We start from the raw sequence: 19,695 nt of genomic DNA, 5'->3' as shown, positions 1-19,695 counted from the left end.
GTTGGCGAATCACGATTTTCCACGTTTCGGCAATTGCGTCATCAGGTAGTAAACAACGCCAATGCCGGTCAGGATAAAATACCAGTAATAGGCTCCATCGTCTTGAGGATCAATGTAATGAATAAACAGGTACGTAACAGCGATGTAGCCATACACAACGCTCATCAGCAAAAACAGAAAGGATTTTTCGCGTCGGGCATAGCGGTCAAGGGCAACGCAGGCAACGGCTATTCCGGCCGCAAAACCAAGTCGTATTCCGTCAAAATTGAAAAGCCCGCCCAACATTGCTACCATGAGCAGATTGCCTGCGATGGTCAGGTACGTATATGTGAAATGCGGTTTGATACGTCGGCGCTCCAGCAAGAAGGCCGTACCAAGCAAAATGAGCGACAAACCAATGGCTGAAAAGACGGTTCCCTGATCGAAAAAGTTGGTTTTGAAATACAGCTCCAGCGGTCTGACCGTTACGCCCACCCACGAAATCAGAGCAGTCAACGCCATACCCAATACGCCCCGGTGATCGAAACGATATGCCAGCGGCAAAAACAACAAAGCAGGCAGCAGGGTTACCAGTCCGTAGCGCGTGCCGAATACGTTGTAGGCATACTGTGCGTAGCCTTCCAGCGTCAGAAAAAGGAGACAGCCTAGAATTAGTGCGTAATCGCCGAATGTTGACCGGCTTTTGCTTTCGGAAGGTGTCCAGTCGGGGCGGTTTCGCCAGGCGAAGTAGAAGCATCCGGCACAGGCTACGGCAATGGCAACCAGTAAGGCGCCGTGCCCAATCTGATCGAAGTTATCGTAAACCAGAAGTCCCACACCACCACTGAACAGCAGGATGCCGATGTAGAGCATCGATCGAAGCTCCCAATGCAGCGAAAACGGCTTTTTCTGCTCAATATCGGCGATTTGAGCTTGCTGTTTAGTGTCTAAAATGCCTTGTTTATGAAGCTCGTTTAATACGTCGTTGGGGGACATAAACGCTTGTTTTTTTGTTCATTAAGTATGGTCGGACGACAGAAAGTTATACTTACTCCCCGTTATTATCTCGACAATTTCCGCTACGTACTGGATTTTGTCAAACGACTGTACGGTGGTTTATTAAACGACGCCGAATGGGATTTTGTGCGTCGATTCGAAGCGCTTAGCCTCGACGCACAATGTCTGTACGTACGATTCAGCAATCGCAAAGGACTCTTTTTTCGGATTAATAAACTACAGTATAACGAAATAACTGACTTACCGGCGGCTGTCGATACGTTGGTTTCAGCCGGGTTTATTGATCGACTATCGCCCCGGCACGAAGCCTTTGGCGTCGATGCGCTGAGCGTATTCACGAAGCCTGAACTGCTGGAACTGCTGCCGCTGGAACCCGAAGAAATCAGGCCGTTAGCCAAAGAGAAAAAAGAAGGCGTTGTGAAATATGCCATGCAGGAGCTTGATTTTGGCGAAGTTGTTACGTCGCTGACCACGCATGAAACAGTTGTGAAAATGAATTTCGAGGCCGAAGGCATGATGGTGAAATACCTGTTTTTCGGCAACCGAAGCGTCAACATGACCGAGTTTGTGGTACGTGACCTGGGCATGGTCAATTTCGAGCGATACGACGATAGCAAGCTAACGGCCCGGTTTCGGACGCGCAAGGAAGTGGAAGATAAGTTGCTCATTTCGCTCACCAGCGAGGAATTCTACGACCTGAAAGAAAGCGAAACGCCACCCGTTGACATATATAACTGGTTTCTGAACTGGAACGAAACCCGCCCCGAACTGACCGAAATTGCCATTCCGGGTTATCAAAAACTGGTTTGTCGGGTTGGTGGCTACCTCGAACGACAGAAATTGCCCGAACAGGCACTATCGGTTTATGAACTTTCCGACCGCGTTCCGGCCCGCGAACGGCGCGTGCGACTACTGTTCCGAAACGGTTCTGTAGACGAAGCGCTGGCCCTTTGCGACGAAATCGCGCTGAATCCGCTAAATGCTGAAGAACGGTATTTCGCCAACGATTTTCGGGATAAAATCCTGAGCGTGGGCGAGAAAAAACGGCCCCGCAAGGCCACCACGCGCTTTCTGTCGGATGCCGAAAGCGTCAACATTCCGGCAGCTTACCGGCATCATGTTGAAGCGGGGGTCATGAATTATTACCTGGAGCAGGATTTCGATGCTGCGTTTACTGAAAACTATCCGTGGCGCGGGCTTTTCGGGCTGGTTTTCTGGGATATTATCTACGACGCCAACGTATCGGCCATTCACCATCCGCTGCAACGGGCTCCGTCAGATTTTTATTTGCCCGATTTTTACCTGAAGCGCGAAGAACTGCTCAAAAAACGGCTGGCCGAACTCACCAATAAAGACGACTGGCGACGGCATGTAGGACGCATGTTCAACGCAAAATATGGCATCACCAACGTACTGGTCGACTGGTCGGATGAGTTGCTGGGGCTTGTACAACGTATCATTGACTTGCTGGACGTAGAGCAGTTACGACTCATTTTGCTGGAGATCGCCCGCAACCTGCGCGAGCACACGCGCGGCTTCCCCGACCTGCTGATCTGGAACGATCTGGGAAAATATGAATTTGTCGAAGTTAAATCGCCGACGGATCACTTGGGGCCGCAGCAACTGCACTGGCTGGAATTTTTCCAGACCATTGGTGTCCATGGCAAAGTAGTTCGGGTAATTTGGGAATTGTGAGCCGTGGAACTAATCAGTATCGTAAAAACTTTCTACGCCATAGCAAGTGCTACGTAGCACAACCTGATTTATACAGATACCATGCCTTCCCGTAAAACCGTTTTTGCCATTATCGGCAGCGCCAGTAAAAACTCTTCGAATCTAAAGCTGGTCAACCGAATTGCGGACGTAGCAAAAGATGATCTCGACATGCTCATTTTTGACCGATTATCTGAATTGCCGCCCTTTAACCCTGAACAGTCAATCACTAACGTACCGGAGGCCATTATCCAGTTCAGGGCTGCTATTCAAGCCGCTGATGGCCTGATAATCTGCACGCCCGAGTATATTTTCAGTATTCCGAGTGGTCTGAAAAACGCCATTGAATGGTGCGTTGCGAGTACTGTTTTTTCAGGCAAACCGACTGGCCTCATCACGGCATCGGCCAGCGGTCAGATGGGGCACGAAGAACTGAAAATGATTATGAAAACCGTTGAAACCGTTTTCACGGAAGACACTACGCTATTGATACAGGGCGTAAAAGGAAAAATCGACGTAGCAGGCACAATTACCGATGCGAATACTGAAAACAGACTAGTTCAGTTTGCCGACGCTTATGTCGATCTGGTGCGAACGTATTCATCAGCAACGTAGCCTGGTCATATGTACTAAGCAATGCATAACGCAAATGATTATTAATCAAATACGTTATGCATTGCTTATTGTGCATTATGACGTAGTTCCTTGTGCTTCTACTACCGCAATGGCTACCATATTGGCAATTTCCCGTTCCGACGAACCAAGCTGTAATACGTAAACGGGTTTCCGCATACCCAGCAGAATCGGTCCGATTACGTCGAAACCGGCCGCTCGTGGGCCAGCCGCTTCGCGCATGAGGTTATAAGCAATATTTGCCGCCGACAAATTCGGAAAAATCAACGTATTAGCTCCTTCATCGACTAGCTTACTGAGCGGATAATTCTGACGTAGCAGATCGACGTTGAACGCCAGGTGCGCCTGCATCGAACCATCGACAATCATGTCGGGGTGTTTGGCCTGAAGCATTTCGGCGGCCAGCAACATCTTGTCAGCATCTTCGCCACTGGCGCTGCCAAAATTGGAGTATGTTACCAGCGCGATACGTGGCTTTATATTGAATCGCTCGACAGCACGGGCCGTCAGTTCAGTAATTTCGACAATCTCCTCAGCCGTCGGATTCATGTTAACCGTCGTATCGGAGAAAAATAGCGGCCCACGGTTGGTGAGCAGAATGTACATACCAGCTACTTTTCGCACACCCGGCTCTTTACCAATCACTTGCAGCGCAGGGCGAATGGTGTCCGGGTAGTTGTGCGTCAAACCAGAAATCAGCGCGTCGGCCTGCCCCGTTTCAACCATCATCGCACCGAAGTGCGTACGCGATAGCATCCGTTTGCGGGCGTCGGCAACAGTCAATCCTTTCCGGTATCGCTTTTTGTAGAGCAGGTCGGCAAATTGGTCAATTAACTGCTGTTCCTTGCGGGGCGTAATGATGGGCACATCGTGTAAATCGAGGTTATTCTGGGTAATCATTTCCTGAATAACCGAACTTTCGCCCAACAGAATAGGGTAAGCAATACCGCCATCTCGCACCTGTTGAGCCGCTTTTAAGACTTTTAGATTTTCGGCATCCGCAAAAACAACCCGCTTTGGATTGGTACGTGCCTTGTTGTTAATGACCCGCGAAATCCGCGTATCCTGCCCCAGTCGACGGGCGAGCTGACTTTCGTAGGCTTCCCAATCGGTAATGGGCTGTTTCGCTACACCCGATTCCATTGCGGCTTTAGCCACCGCCGGTGCCACCGTTTCGAGCAGTCGGGGATCAACGGGTTTGGGAATGATGTAGCCTTTTCCGTAAAGCAGATTGTCCGTTCCATAGGCCATGTTTACCAGATCAGGAACGGGCTTTTTTGCCATGTCGGCTAGCGCGTGCACAGCCGCCAGTTTCATGGCTTCGTTGATCTCGGTAGCCCGTACGTCCAGTGCACCCCGAAAAATGTAGGGAAAACCCAATACGTTGTTCACCTGGTTCGGATAATCGGAACGGCCCGTTGCCATGATTACGTCGGGTCGGGCCGACGTAGCGTCTTCGTAACTGATTTCGGGCGTCGGGTTGGCCATCGCGAACACAATTGGATTTTCGGCCATCGAACGTACCATGTCCTGACTCACCGTATTGCCTTTCGATAAACCAATAAATACGTCACAATCCACAAAAGCTTCCTCCAACGTAGTAAGATCGCGTTTGGTAGCAAACAGGCTTTTCCGTTCGTCGAGGTCAGCGCGGTCGGACCGGATGACGCCCTTGCTGTCGCACATCACTACGTTATCGACGTTGGCGCCCAGTGCTACGTAGAGCTTGGTACACGAAATCGCCGATGCCCCTGCCCCATTGACCAGAATTTTAGCGTCTTCAATTTTTTTGCCCACAATGTCGAGTGCGTTGAGCAGCGCAGCCGCTGAAATAATGGCCGTTCCGTGCTGGTCGTCGTGCATGATGGGAATATTCAGTTCCGCTTTCAGCCGTTCTTCAATAGCGAAACATTCGGGCGCTTTGATGTCTTCCAGATTGACCCCGCCAAAAGTCGGTTCCAGAATTTTCACCATGCGCACAAATTCATCGACGTCTTTGGTATCCAGTTCAATATCGAACACATCAATGTCGGCGTAAATCTTGAAAAGTAGCCCTTTCCCTTCCATCACGGGTTTGCTGGCTTCGGGGCCAATATCGCCCAAACCCAGCACAGCGGTACCGTTGCTGATAACCGCCACCAGATTGCCTTTGGCCGTGTATTTATATACATCTTCCCGGTTTTCGGCGATGGCTAAACAAGGCTCTGCTACGCCCGGCGAGTAGGCCAGCGACAAATCGGTCTGGGTACTGTATTCTTTGGTTGGAATGACTTCCAGCTTGCCGGGACGACCTTTGGCATGATACGCAAGCGCATCCTCACGGCGAATTTTTTGTTGCATGAAACGAGAAAAGGTTGCGGTTTATAGCACTTATAATCAACAAATTAACCCCAATTGATCAGCATTTATACTCAAAAGACAGGCGTCAAAAGTACGATAAATAATACCCTTGTCATTGCTTTTTTTAAGGTAGAATTAATATTGATTTAAAAGCCTTTACTTATCCAATGCAGCAAACGTAGTAGCCGGGTACTAGTTTTGTGGTATACAAAACCTGATTACGACTCTTCTGCTTATGAAAGTCAAACGGTTCAAGCGATACGTTCCTTTACTTTTATGTTTTATTGCCATGCAAGCAAATCAACAGCCTCCCGAAACATTCATCTTCACCGACGACGGCCAAATTCCGAACAGTAAACTATCGCTCCTACTCTACCGAAAAGCATTTTCGGAAACGGGCAGTGCTGGCGCTACGTGGCTGGAAAAACGATTTGCCGCTAACAACTGGACCAATTCCTGGCGAAACGGTGTTTTTCCGTACCATCATTATCACAGCATTACGCACGAAGTGCTGGGCGTTTATAGTGGGTCTGCTACGTTGCAGTTAGGCGGTGAAAAGGGAAAAAAAGTGGACGTAACGGCGGGAGATATCATCGTGATTCCGGCGGGGGTTGGTCACAAAAAGCTGGAATCGTCACCCGATTTTGGGGTAGTAGGTGCTTATCCAGATGGTCGTGATTTTGACGTACTGAGGGGCCAACCCGGCGAACGTCCGCAAGCGGATAAGAACATCGTTAACGTACCAGTTCCCAAAACCGACCCGTTGCAGGGGCAGTCGGGCGGGTTGGTAACTTTATGGCACTAATACTTTTATCGATTCTACTTACTTTGCGGTAAAATAGACCTGAATTTTGACTTATGGAATATAGGCAATTAGGCGCGTCGGGGCTCAACGTACCGGTCCTGAGTTTTGGCACTGCTACGTTCGGCGGCAGCACGAAATTTTTTAAAGCCTGGGGAACCACGCAAACCGACGAAGCGACTCGGTTAGTTGACATTTGCCTGGATGCGGGCGTCAATCTGTTCGATACGGCCGATGTGTATTCAAATGGCCTGTCGGAAGAGATTCTGGGGAAAGCGCTGGCCGGCAAACGCGATAAAGCCCTCATTTCGACCAAAGCTACCTTCACGTTTGGTGAGGGTCCGAATAACCAGGGTTCGTCGCGGTTTCATCTGCTGCGTCAGTGCGAAAGCAGTCTCAAACGGCTCCAAACCGATTACATCGACATCTACCACATGCACGGTTTCGACGGCGTAACCCCCATTGAGGAAACGCTACGTACCCTGGATGATCTGGTGCAGAGTGGTAAAGTACGTTACGTTGCCTGTTCTAATTTTTCGGGCTGGCACCTGATGAAGTCGCTGGGAATTTCCGAGAAATACGGCTGGAATCGCTACGTAGCGCACCAGGTATATTACTCGCTCGTGAACCGCGAATACGAATGGGAACTGATGCCGCTGGGTATCGATCAACGAGTGGGTGCGCTGGTCTGGAGTCCATTAGCTGGCGGTCGACTGGGTGGTAAATACGGACGTAACAAACCGGCTCCAACCGAAGGCCGGGTCGTGGAAGGTGGCAGCCCCGTACCGCAGGCAGTCGTACCCGAAGAAACGTTTTTCAAGATCACCGATGCGTTGGAGGAACTCGCCAACGAAACCGGAAAATCAATAGCGCAGGTAGCCATTAACTGGGTACTGCAACGGCCAACGGTATCGAGTATTGTGATTGGGGCACGTAACGAGGAGCAGTTGACACAAAATCTGGGAGCTATTGGCTGGAATCTGACGACCGAACAGCTTCAGAAACTGGATGCCGCCAGCAACGTACCGCCCATTTACCCCTACTGGCACCAGCGTCAGAATGTAACGCTGAACCCACCGCCAACTTTTTATTGATTGAGGTAGCGCGGGTGGTCAGGTCTACAATCCTGACCACCCGCGTTCAAACAGAAAGCTGATAACCTAAAACATTTTCCATGATTGCGTTCAAACGGGTAGACCACTTTCTTATTTGTATTCCCATCGGTGCTACGTCCGAGGCACGCGCATTTTATACCGACGTACTGGAACTGACTGAAATTCCGGGAAATCATCCCGACGGAGCTATGTGGTTTCAGATTGGTGATATTGAGTTGCACATTCGCGAAGAAGCGAACGGTAATTTCTCCAAGCGGCATCCTGCCTTCGAAATTACTAACCTGAAAGTAGCCCGGAATTCGTTAGAGAAGAAAGGGGTTACCCTTGAGTATTCGTCGGTTATCGACGGACGGGACCGGTTTTTCTTTCGCGATCCGTTTGGCAATCGGTTCGAGTTACTTGAATACGCCTGATAACATGTCTACTGAATTTTTAACGTAGCGAAAACCCTTGAATACCGAATCTGTAATAACCAGCGAACTGTTTGACCTGCTCGCCAAAGCGACCCGCGATGCCGTCTGGAATTGGGATCTGGAAGCGAATAGTGTCTGGTGGAATGAAGGTTTCTTTACGCTGTTTGGCCATAATCACGACCGCCTGAAAAGTGGGCCCGACTCCTGGTATGAGCATATTCATCCCGACGATCAACAGCGCGTTCTGAAATCCATCCATGAGGTTATTGATAGCGGTGGAACAAACTGGTCTGACGAATACCGATTCTGCCGGGCCGATGGCACCTACGCCACTATTTTTGACCGGGGATACGTTCTGCACCGCGATGGCAAAGCAGTGCGGATGGTTGGTGCCATGCAGGATATTTCGGAACGGGTTGCCTTGCAGAAAGCGCGCGACGAGAGCGAAGAACGACTGCGGTTTGCGCTGAAATCGGCGCAGTTGGGCACCTGGGATTTAGACCCAAAATCAGGGGTAGTAAGCTGGGATGCCCGGTGCCAGGAGTTGGTGGGGTTAAGCAATGTGGATACGCTTTCCTACGAGCAAAGTCAGGATTTTATTCACCCTGAAGATAAAGGAAGGGTAAATTATGCCGTACAATGGGCGCTGGATATAAAGTCTGGCGGAAGTTACGACCAGCGCTTTCGGACCATTGGCGTGAACGATGGGAAACTACGTTGGGTGCGCTTCCTGGGGCAGACTTACTTCGACGAAAACGACCGACCTTACCGCTTTTCGGGTGTTGCTCAAGATATTACCGACGAAGTAATTGCCCGTGAGAAAAATGATTTATCAGAACGACAGGCAAAGTTAGCCCTGGAGGGGTCGGGGGCAGGCTCCTTTATCGTTGATCTACGCACCGACAGCATTGTTTATTCACCCACCCTGGCCCGCATCTTGACGGGTGACGCAAAAAAAGGCTTAACACGAAGCGTTCTGATTGATTACGTTCATCCCGATGATCGGCCCATCCGCGATCAGGCTTACAAAGACGGAGCACGTAGTGGTATCATCAGCTACGAAGTTCGGTTTATCTGGAACGACGGTTCACACCACTGGATCAAGGTGATTGGCCAATACATCTTCGGTTCGGCAGGCAAAGCAGTTTCATTTTCCGGGATTGCTCTCGATGTTACTGACCAAAAGGAGAAAATCAGAGCCCTCCGCGAAGCCGAAGAGCGATTCTCTATCGCCTTTGCGAATACGTCGGTTGGGATGGCTTTCACGGATCGGCAGGCTAATTTTACATTAGTCAATGAGGCTTATACGCTTTTGTTGGGTTACTCCAAAGAGGAGCTTTCCACCCTAAACAGCATTCAACTAACCCACCCCGACGACCGGGAATACAACCTTAAGCTATTTAAGGAAGTTGCCGGGGGAAAGCGCCCGTTCTTCAATCTGATTAAACGGTATATCTGCAAAGACGGAACGTATCGGTGGGTGCAGATGAACGTAACGCGGCTGGACGATTCGCAGAATGAAGCCGAGGGTATGGTCATCATCTCGTACGATATTACGGAACGTATCGAGGCTGAAACCAAACTACGGGCTACCGAAGAGCGCTTCCGAAACATGGTTATGCAGGCACCAGTGGCCATAAGTGTTTTGGACGGACGTAGCATGAACGTCGAAATGGCCAATACGGCCATGCTGGCGTTATGGGGGAAAGAATCATCCATCATTGGGATGCCGCTTATTAAGGCATTACCCGAGCTGGAGGGCCAAGGCTTCATTGAATTGCTGGAGGGCGTTTATGATTTGGGCATTGCGCATTACGGCACAGAAACCCTCTGCTGGTTGTACAGAAACGACCAGCTTGAGGAAGGTTACTTCAATTTTGTTTACGCTCCCCTGCGCAACGATGGCGAAATTACCGGCGTCATGGTCGTTGCTACCGAGGTAACTACGCAGGTTGCTGCAAAAACTGCCCTGCAGAAAAGTGAACAGCGATTCCGTGACCTGATTGCCGAAGCTCCCGTAGCTACTGCTATCTACAGAGGTCGGGATCTAATCATTGAAATGCCTAACGAGGCCATGCTTAAGCTATGGGGAAAAGATAAGTCCATTATCGGGATGCCCCTTCACGAAGCGCTTCCCGAACTGGAAGGCCAACCGTTTCTCCAACTTCTCGATGAAGTATATACGACTGGCGTTGCCTATCATACGCAGGAGGCAAGAGCCGATTTGGTGGTCAATAATAAATTAGGATCGTATTATTTTAATTTCACCTACAAACCTTTAACTACTGCGGAAGGTGAGATATACGCCATTCTGAATATGGCCGTCGACGTAACAGAACAGGTCCATATTCGAAAAGAAATTGAAGAACTGGCCGCCAGTCTGGAACAACAGATACAGGCTCGCACGGAACAGCTGACGGCCTCGAATCACGACCTTCGTCGCTCGAACGAGAATCTGGAGAAGTTTGCCTACATCGCCAGCCACGACTTACAGGAGCCGTTACGTAAGATCATGTCGTTTGGCGATATTCTGAAGAATCAGTACGTCGAAAAACTGGGCGAAGGCGTTACGTATCTGGAACGAATGCAAATGGCAGCCAATCGTATGTCGTTGCTAATTAAAGATTTGCTAACGTTTTCCCGCATTTCGGTACGTCAGGAAACAGCGGCTCCTGTACCGCTCAATCAGGTGGTGGCCGACGTAATAGATAATCTGGAGGTAGCCATTGCGCAATCGAATGCACGTATCAAGCTAGATCAGCTGCCGACCGTAACAGGCGACGAATCGCAACTGCGGCAGTTATTTCAGAATCTATTAAGTAACGCCCTTAAGTTTCAAAAACCTGATGTGATTCCTCACATTGAGATTCAGGTAAGTCAGGTTACCTCAGCGAAACTTCCTGCCAACGCTAAACCGGCTCGTCAAAGTGCAACGTATCACTGTATTCGTGTGGTCGACAACGGGATTGGTTTTGATGAAAAATACATCGACCGCATTTTTCAGGTCTTCCAGCGTCTGCACGGACGTACCGAATACGCGGGGACTGGCATTGGGCTGGCCATTTGCGAGAAAGTCGTTTCAAATCACGGGGGAGCAATCACCGCCTTTAGTCACCCCGGCGAAGGCGCTACGTTCGTCATCTATTTACCATTATAGAGTTATAAAGTTGTAGGGTTGTAAAGTTGGCTGACGCATACATGTATTTAGGCGTCAGCCAACTTTACAACCCTACAACTTTATAACTCTATAACTTACTATTTCCCCGTCGACTGCTTGATAGCTGCCGTTTCTGTGGGGTCGATGGGCGTTCCATCGGTTTTAAAAACCTCGTGAAACCAGATGGCTGGCTCACGGCCGTTTACGTAGGGTTTCTGCCAGCTATCCCAGGGTAAAAAAGTCTGGGTTTTTCCGGCCACAAATCCCCAGTTAATCATACCCACTTTTGCCTTTTTAGCAATGGGCAAATGCGTTTGGAATTTGCTATTGGCACCACGAGCCATGTACTCCGTACAGATTACCGGACGACCCATTTTCTGGAGAATGGGAATAATTTTTTCGAGGTCGTCGGTGGTTGAGTACTGGTGAAACGAAATGATATCGGAATTTTCGAACTGAACCTTCTCCATCGGCGTCCACTTAGCGGGATCGCTCCAGTCGTGTGTACCGTTAAAAATCCAGGGCGCCGAGGTTAATGGTTGCGTAGCACCGGCAGCTCTTGTCCATTGAAACACCTGCGGCAAGAGTCTGGTAATGATATCAATTTTCTGATCTTTAGGCAATTCCGTTTTCAGGTGGTTCTGCCCGTAGCTGTTATCGTTACCATTGTCAGGTTCATTCCAGGTGTCCCAGGCCAGAATGCGGTTATCGTCTTTAAACGCACCTACTACGCCTTTTACGTAAGCTTCCAGCCGCGGGTATTGAGACGGATCACCAAGGGCGTCGGCACCGGGGCTTTGCAGCCATCCAGAATTATGAATTCCGGGTTGCGGATCGCGCTGTTTGCCTAGTTTCGGATGCGGGTCCCAACAGGAATCGAACAGTACCAGCATGGGTCTGATTTTGTGTTTAGCGCACAAACCCAAAAATTGATCGAGCCGTTTGGTAAAACCGGCGGCATCCTGCCAGAGCAGATCGTGCAGAAATACGCGCATGGTATTCATGCCCAGACCTTCGGCCAGCGCCAGTTCTTTATCGATAGTAGCCGGGTCGAAACTTTCGGCCTGAAACATTTCGAGTTCATTGATCGCATTGGCAGGTATGTAGTTAGCGCCCACCAGAAACGGTTCTTTGGCATACCAGGCATTGGCTTTCTCCGCCGTCCACCGACCGGGTGCGCTTTGCTGCGCCAGCGATAACGTAGTGATAAAAAGAAGAACAAAAACAGATAATCGCTTCATAAGAAAAATTAGTAGTAAGAGATTAAAGATAAGCGTTCAGCGCTCATTACTAGTTAAGAACCTGAAGGAACAGGCATCGGTGTTTTAGGGGCTGGCTTACCGAAATTAGGTGAGCCGTCAGCATTCCACGTAAATGGCTGGATATGGGGAGCCCGTTTATTACCGCAACCATCCTTTTCCGAAGAATTGGCATGATAAATCATCCAGTCCTGTTTGCCATCGGCCGAACGAAAAAAGCCACCGTGTCCCGGCGCCCAAACACCGTTTTCGGGCGATTGTGTGAAAACGGGCTGCTGGCTTTTAGTCCAGTTTTCAGGATCGAGTATATCGCCCTGGCCTTTATACGTCAGCAAGCCCAGACAGTAGTCGAGCCAGCAGGCATTGGCCGAATACACCAGAAACAGTTTGTTGTCGTGAACCAGAAACTCCGGCCCTTCATTGACATAGATTTTAGGGACCTCACCGTTTTTCTGCCACTCCTGCGGTACGTCGCCGTGGCGTTCCCAGGGAAGGTCTGGCTGAGAAAGTTTGACTCGGTCGCCGTCGATGGTCCAGGGGTTTTTCAGTCGGGCGATGTAAATATCCTGACGCCCATTGGTAGCCCCCTCCCACCCCGACCAGGCCGCATACAATTGCCCGTTAAAATCAACAACCGACATATCGATTTCCCAATGGTCGTCTTTATCGCCAATTTTTCCTTTCATCGTCCATTCGCCCTGCATCGGGTCGGGCGACGTATTTTCAATGACCCAAACCCGGTGAGTGAGGTTATTGAGTGAATCGGCGGAAAAATAAACGTACCAGCGATTGTTGAAAAAATGAATTTCAGGTGCCCATAAATCGCGGGAGTAGGCCTTTCCGGCGGGGGGTGTGTAGATTACTTTACTTTCGGCCGTATTAAGATCTGCTACGTTGCGGGTTTTCCAGAGGGTAAGATTTCGCCCCGTCGTGTTCATGTAATAATACCAGCCGTCTTTTTGAATCACCCACGGGTCAGGACCTGAGTTTTTAATGGGATTGGTAAAAGTGCGCTGGCTAAATGCCAACTGGCTCATCAGGCATAAACTGAACAGCAGCAATACGCCAAAATGGTTCCTGGAGAACGGAAAGGTCATAGGGTAATGATACGTAGTTGTTAGGTAAAGGCCGAAACATACGATTTTACCCCTAACAAATTTATAATAATGTATGAAGTAAGATGTTTGGTGCATTACTTACTACGTATACGCCATACATTATATATTATACACAATATATCATTCATCATTCATTCCGTTCCCACAATCACCACCTGTGCAGTGACCGTAAAATACCAGCGAATGCGAATCGACCTGAAATTGCATGGATTGTCCTACGTTCGTTTTGATCAGGTGCAGCCGGGGGTCGCAAAATTCAGTTACTCTGTGGCAAACTGTGCAAACCAGATGGGCGTGCTGCTGCCGTCCAAGCGATTTTTCGTAGCGACTTCTGACTTTATCATTATCGCCGAACTGGTGCCGACTGACCAGACCACATTCAACCAATACCTCCAACGTATTGTAAACTGTGGCTCGGCTCACCGGATACGATTTCTGATGCATGGCCTGAAATAAATCTTCAGCATCGAAATGGTCGTTTCGTGAATAAACTTCTTCCAGAATAGCAAATCGTTCCGAAGATCGACGTAGCCCTCTGGCCAGCAGCATTTCTTCTAATTTGGCCCGAGCGGTGGCTAAAAGTGTATTTGATTCCTGCATACCTGCTGTTATTTTTTAGAAAGGAACTGGTCATTAACCAGTTCCTTTGCTCCTTCTCTACTAACCTATGATTACCTGGTGAAGTTCGTTTAGTCGAGCTGCAGAAAGGCTTCCTGTAAAGCCAGACTGAGTTCGCTATATTCCTGAAATGTTATCTGACTATTCCTGCCCTGAAAACCGGTTCGGATACACGTATCCCAGACGTCGAAAAGACCAACCTGATACAGAACGGTCCACGCCGTTGAAAGCCCGCTTAACAATGTATTGATTTCCTGTTGACTTAGTCTCAGCAGCTTGCCTTTAAAATGAATTTCCACAAAACCACCGACGTCCTGAAGATTATGATAACCGGTTTGGGAATATGTCGCTGGCTGATTCATTACGTTGAGAAAAGGCTATGGGTTAGGCTAACGATTTGTCGATGATGGGGTTTCCAGAATATGCTCCACTTCCCGCATCAGATACGCTTCATCCAGCATCTGAGTGAGTTCATCAATTTCTGAGTCAGCGAACAGAATGAAATAATTCGGCATCGGTGTTTTGAGTAGCCACTCTTTGCCGTGCGACGTAAAAAAAGAGTTCATGGCGGTACGCTCCAGCATAACCTGTCGATAACACCTGAATTCCTCTTCCGATAAAACAAACAGGGAATTTTTGTAGGCTACGTTATACGATTGGCAACCCGCGCAATAGCCCACGTATCCATTGTCGGTCTGAGAAAGAGACTTTAGCTGATGCTTGTGTTCCATAAGCGACATTCTCTTATTTAGAATAATTTTAAACAAACATACAATGAAAACTTTCCCTTACAAACTTTGGCGACACTGTTTTACATCAAAATAATTTAGAACATTGATTTTCAGGCTATAAAACAAAAAAGCCCTTTCTCTTTCGGGAAAGGGCTTTTTTAAGTAAAAGGTCAATTACGACTTTTTGGTAGTCTTCTTCGTAGTAGAAGTCGATGATTTTTTGGTCGTCGTCTTTGAACCGCCATCGAGCGAGTTAATCCAATGGGCCAGCTTCATTGCGTCTTCTTTTGGCACCTGTGTCATAGGAGCCATCGGAGGGTAACCCGGCCAGTGCGATGGTTCGGGTTTGTAAATCAATTCCACAATCTTTTCATCACTGTAATTTTTCTTGGCCACATCGACATAAGCCGGACCGACGAGCCGCTGGTTAGGACGGTGGCAGGCAATACACGTATGTTTCGTCATCAGGGCATTCATATCAGCCGGAATATCGGCGGGTGCCTGAGCGTTAGCGTCGAAAGAGGCTACGACAAGCGCAGCCGAAGCGATGAGAATGCCAAATGGTTTTTTCATGTGATTAGGTAATCGATAAATGAACAAACAATTGAATGAGCGATTAGTAGGTCAGCCGCGCAAAAATATATGGTTTCAGACGATAACCCAATTTTGGCTTCGGTTTTTCCTATAAACTAAACATTAGATAGTTCTTGTTAGAAAACGTTTAAAATTTGTACAAAAAACGTTTATGCAACCACTCGATCGCTTCTCTGGCCACGCCAATCTTTACGCTCAGTACCGCATTGATTATCCTGATGATTTATATGAATTTATTCTGTCCCATACGCCCGAACGGCAAACTGCCTGGGATTGTGCAACCGGTAACGGACAGGTAGCAGGAGCCCTTGCCGAGCATTTCAACCAGGTAGAAGCCACCGACATTAGCGAAACACAACTAGCGCTTGCCGTTCAGCTACCTAACATTCATTACCAGCCAAGCTCTGCCGAACAGACGCCATTTCCTGACGCTACGTTCGACTTAATTACCGTAGCACAGGCGCTGCACTGGTTTGATTTAACTGCCTTTCATCAGGAAGTCAGGCGAGTAGCAAAACCCGGCGCTACGATTGCCGAATGGGGCTATGGGTTGGTTCAGCTTGGCGAAGAGATTGACCCAATCATGCTGGATTTTTACCGAAACCGCATCGGCCCTTACTGGGACCCGCAACGGCAGTACGTTGATACGGCTTATGCTACGTTACTATTTCCTTTTCGAGATGCGCAGCGGGCTACTTTCACCGCTAAACGTAGCTGGTCGCTGGAGCGATTTCTGAACTACCTGCGGACCTGGTCGGCAGTACGTCAGTATATCCACGAAAACGAAACCGATCCCGTAATCGATCTGGGGGAAGCAATCCAGGTACGTTGGGGCACGGAGGAACGTGAGGTGCAATTCCCAATTTTTTTACGGCTAGGTCACCTATAAAGGCGACCAGGAAACTGTTCAGCTAGTTTCAGGGCTTGCGGATGACTATTTTGGCTAATGGCAATCCATATACTAATCGGGCATTTTCTTCTAACCGCAGACCTTTTATCTCCGTATTGGTCGTGGAGAAATTCACCTGATGACCGCTTTTAATGACAACATAATCCTGAATCGTAGGCACCCGACCACAACTCCAGGTCGAGGCCTCATGCCAACTGCCCGAGCCTGCACTCCAGCAACGGTCGCCTGCCACGATCAGGATGTCATCCAGCCGCAGCTGGTCCCGACTCCCCGACGTTCCTACCCCCGTATAATAGTACTGCCAGGCCAGCTGAACATAAGGCTGATTCAGTAACGTGGCTGGCAGATCAATTGGTCCAATTGTGCTGCTCTGGTTGGCCGTTTCACTACGTACATATTCTACCACCTGGTTTGATGCGTCGAGCAGGTCCACAAAGGGGCCGCTGTTGCCGATGCGGTAACGTAGCCGAATCCGATATTGCCGTGCTCCCGGCGTCACCGTCCCCCCTACCCAGCGCACACTGGCTTTGGAAACTCCGCTGGTGCTCAGGGCCAGCACAGCCGCCCCCAACGAGGTTGCCTGATAGCCCGGATTAGTGCCGCCTGTGTTGATGAACGATAAGCCATTGGCCTCCAGCCCGTTAATCCGGGTGCTGCTAGTGAGATTGTAGGCTCCCTTCACGGTGTCGGCCAGGGCATAAGTAGCCGACAAGGGCGGGTCGGCCTGGTTCATGCTGACCAACTGCATATGAGCTGGATACGTACCAGCCGGCGAGCTGGCTGGCCATGCCTCAAACCGATATTCGCTGCTGCTCAGTACGTGTGGAGTCGGGGGAATGGAATAGTCGAAATCGAATACGGCAACTAGCTTGCGATTGGTGAGTGGATTGTAGGTATAGGCCGTGTCGGTAGAAACGGTTACACTTCCCTCCTTCCAGCCAACGAAGACATAGCCGGTTTTGACTTTGGCAACTAAGCGAATAGTAACGCCCTGAAAATAAATACCTTTCCAGGGGTAGGGAGTGGCTGGAACGCCAACCGTTGTAGGCAATAAATCAATGGTATTTACCTTAACGTAGCCCGCAGTGCTATTTGAAACATCAACCGTCAGGCTGCTCGTGCCCGTTAAGTTGAACTTAGCTTTTATATGATTACGAACATAATCAGGACGCACTCGCAAAAAAGTTCGAATATCATCAACATTGGTTAACCACGATGCTAACGTAGTACCCGTTTTCCATCGATTGAAATGTTCGGTTATGTAGGGCCGATATTGCTCCTGCATGGTATTCAGCAGAGAAATAGTACGTGTGCTGTCGAACGTAGTATTCAGCAGATCAGCGTAGCGGTTGATGAAGTACTTTTTATAGTCTGATAAGGCTAATAACTTAGGAAGGAAAAGATTATACTGCGAAGCCATAGCCAGTTCAAGAGCATTTCCCGTACAGCCGCTCGCGCAACTCAGGGCCAAATCCACGTCTTTCATCATCCAGCGAAAGCGGCCATCATGTCCTTTCGGCGCATTCGGTATATACGTACTGGTCCGCTTTCGCCAGCACATATTATTGTTTTGAGGCCAGTCGATATTATTGGTAAATATTTCGGTGATCTGATAGTCGGTGAAATTCTCAATATCCATCTGCGTATTCACGTAACTATAACTGACCGAACTGGTCAGGTTGAAATAATCCACCAGAGCACCATACCGTGTTAAATCGCCTTCATCGGCTTGGTACCCAAAGGAGATAGAAACAATGTCAACGCTGTCACTATCAACCTGGTAATTCCGATTTAGATAATATTTATCGTAGCGTTCATTGAGGCTATAAACGCCATTAAATTCTCCATTGACAAACAGGACACTGGGCCGGTTAGCCTGCGTATCGAAAGGCAGATGCTGAGCCATTGTCAACGCATACGAATCGGCTATGATATTATAATTCCAGTTGTTTCCGCCGTTACGTAGCAGTAAACGGTTATAAAATTGATTACTGGATCGATTACTAAAGAACGGATATCTAAAATCGGTATAACCATACAGACGTAAACTCTTTGCAGGAACCCCTCGCGAACATCCCCCATTGATGGCCAGCCCTACCCCCTGATTTATAACGGAATTGGAAGAAAGAAAAAACTCTATGTTACCCTGTCGTACCCACGTATCACCATCATTGGCATAATTGCCGACTCCGCAAGGTACACCTAAATCAGGATTAGCCGTACGCCAATTGTCGAAGGTGACACCAGGCGTAAAAATTCCTGTATTGTAGTCAAACAAGTTTCGTTGATCGGTAGCAATCGACACTACGGGAACACCATAACGTTGGGACGAATTAGGGGTAATAAAATACGTTTGCGTAACAATGTCGCTGACCAGCGAGCCATCTTTATAAGCAACAGCACGTACTACTGTTCCTTTGAAAACAGACGTAACGGGGAAATAAGAATATGGATCAAAGAAAGTAGATGATTTTAAAGAAAGCCTGTTGACATCAGTCGTTCGGTCGCGAATAAGGATAGGCCCTGAATAAGCATACGTCAGCGACGAGTCGGTTAGAAAAGAACCAAACGGCTGCTCAGGAAACTCCGGAAAGCTGTTTTTATACTGAAACGTAGTGCCCGTCAAATTAGCAGGGTCAGGGTCCGAACCATCGAGCGTGTAGTAAATTGTAGCACCCGCGTCGTTTGGAGTGATTGCCAGGTTAAAACTATCGGCATAAAAACCACCTGTTTGCGAGAAAGTAGGTGCATTAAGCGCCACCGGATAGCCCGTTTTAGCAATATTCGACGCTCCCGGACTGATGTTAGTGGCTAGCGGTGTGTTCTTGAAGAAAATCCAGTCCTCCGACCCATCCGGTTGCCGCCCCCAGGAAATATCTGTACGCTGCGGCCCAAAAATCACCTGATTAACCATTGTTGCAGATGGACTGAACAGGCCAATTGCTTCTCCTGCAACTGAGAGTTTAAAATTTAGGTGTAAAGGACCTCTATTAAGCGCCCCACTGGCCCACAAAATAATGTATCCGTTTGCTGGTATGATGGTTTGTGGAGACCCGGTCGGAATTCGAGATTTGGTAGGATTCCCAAGGTTATCAGTAACGTAGTACCCTCCTATATCAACTGTAGTTGATGTGGGGTTGTAAATCTCAAACCAACTTTCATAGGCCCCCGTCGCATCGGCAATGGTTGTGCCATTGGAGGCCATAATTTCATTAATATAAAGTTGCTGACCCCAAGATGATAAACTGACAAGACAGAATAAGCATAGCAAATGCAGTATGCACAGACTCTTCATA

Annotated in this window: 16 protein-coding genes; 7 read left to right on the top strand and 9 right to left on the bottom strand. The window is 48.7% G+C overall.

Going from position 1 to position 19,695, the window contains the following annotated elements; all coding sequences use genetic code 11:
- Positions 1–9 precede the first annotated feature (9 nt).
- Complete coding sequence (locus ACYVF1_RS07870) at positions 10–975, bottom strand: DUF2157 domain-containing protein (RefSeq protein ID WP_461077298.1); 966 nt, start codon at positions 973–975, stop codon at positions 10–12.
- Positions 976–1,002: 27 nt separating this feature from the next.
- Here ACYVF1_RS07870 and ACYVF1_RS07865 point away from each other — a divergent pair, with 27 nt between their 5' ends.
- Together ACYVF1_RS07865 and ACYVF1_RS07860 are read left to right on the top strand one after the other, a co-directional pair.
- Positions 1,003–2,691, top strand: coding sequence for a VRR-NUC domain-containing protein (locus ACYVF1_RS07865; protein WP_461077296.1), 1,689 nt, complete (start codon positions 1,003–1,005; stop codon positions 2,689–2,691).
- A gap of 81 nt (positions 2,692–2,772) precedes the next feature.
- Positions 2,773–3,324, top strand: a complete 552-nt coding sequence (locus ACYVF1_RS07860; RefSeq protein ID WP_461077294.1) for an NADPH-dependent FMN reductase — start codon at positions 2,773–2,775, stop codon at positions 3,322–3,324.
- 75 nt (positions 3,325–3,399) lie between these two features.
- Here the strand turns inward: ACYVF1_RS07860 and ACYVF1_RS07855 are convergent, their stop codons facing one another.
- A complete protein-coding gene (locus ACYVF1_RS07855) occupies positions 3,400–5,682 on the bottom strand; it encodes an NADP-dependent malic enzyme (RefSeq protein ID WP_461077292.1) in 2,283 nt (760 codons plus the stop codon).
- A 289-nt stretch (positions 5,683–5,971) separates the two neighbouring features.
- Here ACYVF1_RS07855 and ACYVF1_RS07850 point away from each other — a divergent pair, with 289 nt between their 5' ends.
- The 4 genes from ACYVF1_RS07850 to ACYVF1_RS07835 all read left to right on the top strand — a co-directional run bounded on the left by ACYVF1_RS07850 (position 5,972) and on the right by ACYVF1_RS07835 (position 11,169).
- Positions 5,972–6,487 (top strand): cupin domain-containing protein, encoded by a 516-nt coding sequence (locus ACYVF1_RS07850; protein WP_461077290.1) that lies wholly within the window; start codon positions 5,972–5,974, stop codon positions 6,485–6,487.
- 53 nt (positions 6,488–6,540) lie between these two features.
- Positions 6,541–7,578, top strand: a complete 1,038-nt coding sequence (locus ACYVF1_RS07845) for an aldo/keto reductase (RefSeq protein WP_461077288.1) — start codon at positions 6,541–6,543, stop codon at positions 7,576–7,578.
- An 80-nt stretch (positions 7,579–7,658) separates the two neighbouring features.
- Positions 7,659–8,012, top strand: coding sequence for a VOC family protein (locus ACYVF1_RS07840; RefSeq protein WP_461077286.1), 354 nt, complete (start codon positions 7,659–7,661; stop codon positions 8,010–8,012).
- Between the two features lie 37 nt (positions 8,013–8,049).
- Positions 8,050–11,169, top strand: coding sequence for a PAS domain-containing sensor histidine kinase (locus ACYVF1_RS07835; protein WP_461077284.1), 3,120 nt, complete (start codon positions 8,050–8,052; stop codon positions 11,167–11,169).
- Between the two features lie 98 nt (positions 11,170–11,267).
- Here ACYVF1_RS07835 and ACYVF1_RS07830 read toward each other — a convergent pair whose 3' ends face one another.
- The 6 genes from ACYVF1_RS07830 to ACYVF1_RS07805 all read right to left on the bottom strand — a co-directional run bounded on the left by ACYVF1_RS07830 (position 11,268) and on the right by ACYVF1_RS07805 (position 15,468).
- Positions 11,268–12,410, bottom strand: a complete 1,143-nt coding sequence (locus ACYVF1_RS07830) for a cellulase family glycosylhydrolase (RefSeq protein WP_461077282.1) — start codon at positions 12,408–12,410, stop codon at positions 11,268–11,270.
- A 53-nt stretch (positions 12,411–12,463) separates the two neighbouring features.
- Positions 12,464–13,465, bottom strand: a complete 1,002-nt coding sequence (locus tag ACYVF1_RS07825; protein WP_461077837.1) for a glycoside hydrolase family 43 protein — start codon at positions 13,463–13,465, stop codon at positions 12,464–12,466.
- 201 nt (positions 13,466–13,666) lie between these two features.
- Positions 13,667–14,146: a Fur family transcriptional regulator gene (locus ACYVF1_RS07820; RefSeq protein ID WP_461077280.1), complete on the bottom strand. Its 480-nt coding sequence runs from the start codon at positions 14,144–14,146 to the stop codon at positions 13,667–13,669.
- Between the two features lie 89 nt (positions 14,147–14,235).
- Positions 14,236–14,526 carry a hypothetical protein gene (locus tag ACYVF1_RS07815; protein ID WP_461077278.1) on the bottom strand — a complete coding sequence of 97 codons (291 nt, stop codon included), beginning with the start codon at positions 14,524–14,526 and terminating at the stop codon, positions 14,236–14,238.
- A gap of 27 nt (positions 14,527–14,553) precedes the next feature.
- Positions 14,554–14,895, bottom strand: coding sequence for a DUF6686 family protein (locus tag ACYVF1_RS07810; protein ID WP_461077276.1), 342 nt, complete (start codon positions 14,893–14,895; stop codon positions 14,554–14,556).
- A gap of 174 nt (positions 14,896–15,069) precedes the next feature.
- Positions 15,070–15,468, bottom strand: a complete 399-nt coding sequence (locus ACYVF1_RS07805; protein WP_461077274.1) for a c-type cytochrome — start codon at positions 15,466–15,468, stop codon at positions 15,070–15,072.
- Between the two features lie 172 nt (positions 15,469–15,640).
- Here ACYVF1_RS07805 and ACYVF1_RS07800 point away from each other — a divergent pair, with 172 nt between their 5' ends.
- Positions 15,641–16,378, top strand: a complete 738-nt coding sequence (locus ACYVF1_RS07800; protein ID WP_461077272.1) for a class I SAM-dependent methyltransferase — start codon at positions 15,641–15,643, stop codon at positions 16,376–16,378.
- Between the two features lie 28 nt (positions 16,379–16,406).
- Here the strand turns inward: ACYVF1_RS07800 and ACYVF1_RS07795 are convergent, their stop codons facing one another.
- Complete coding sequence (locus ACYVF1_RS07795; protein WP_461077270.1) at positions 16,407–19,694, bottom strand: CotH kinase family protein; 3,288 nt, start codon at positions 19,692–19,694, stop codon at positions 16,407–16,409.
- Between the last annotated feature and the right edge of the window lies 1 nt (position 19,695).

The organism is Spirosoma flavus, assembly GCF_054778555.1.
Note: the sequence above shows the minus strand (reverse complement) of the source record. Positions and strands in the feature narration are given on the sequence as shown.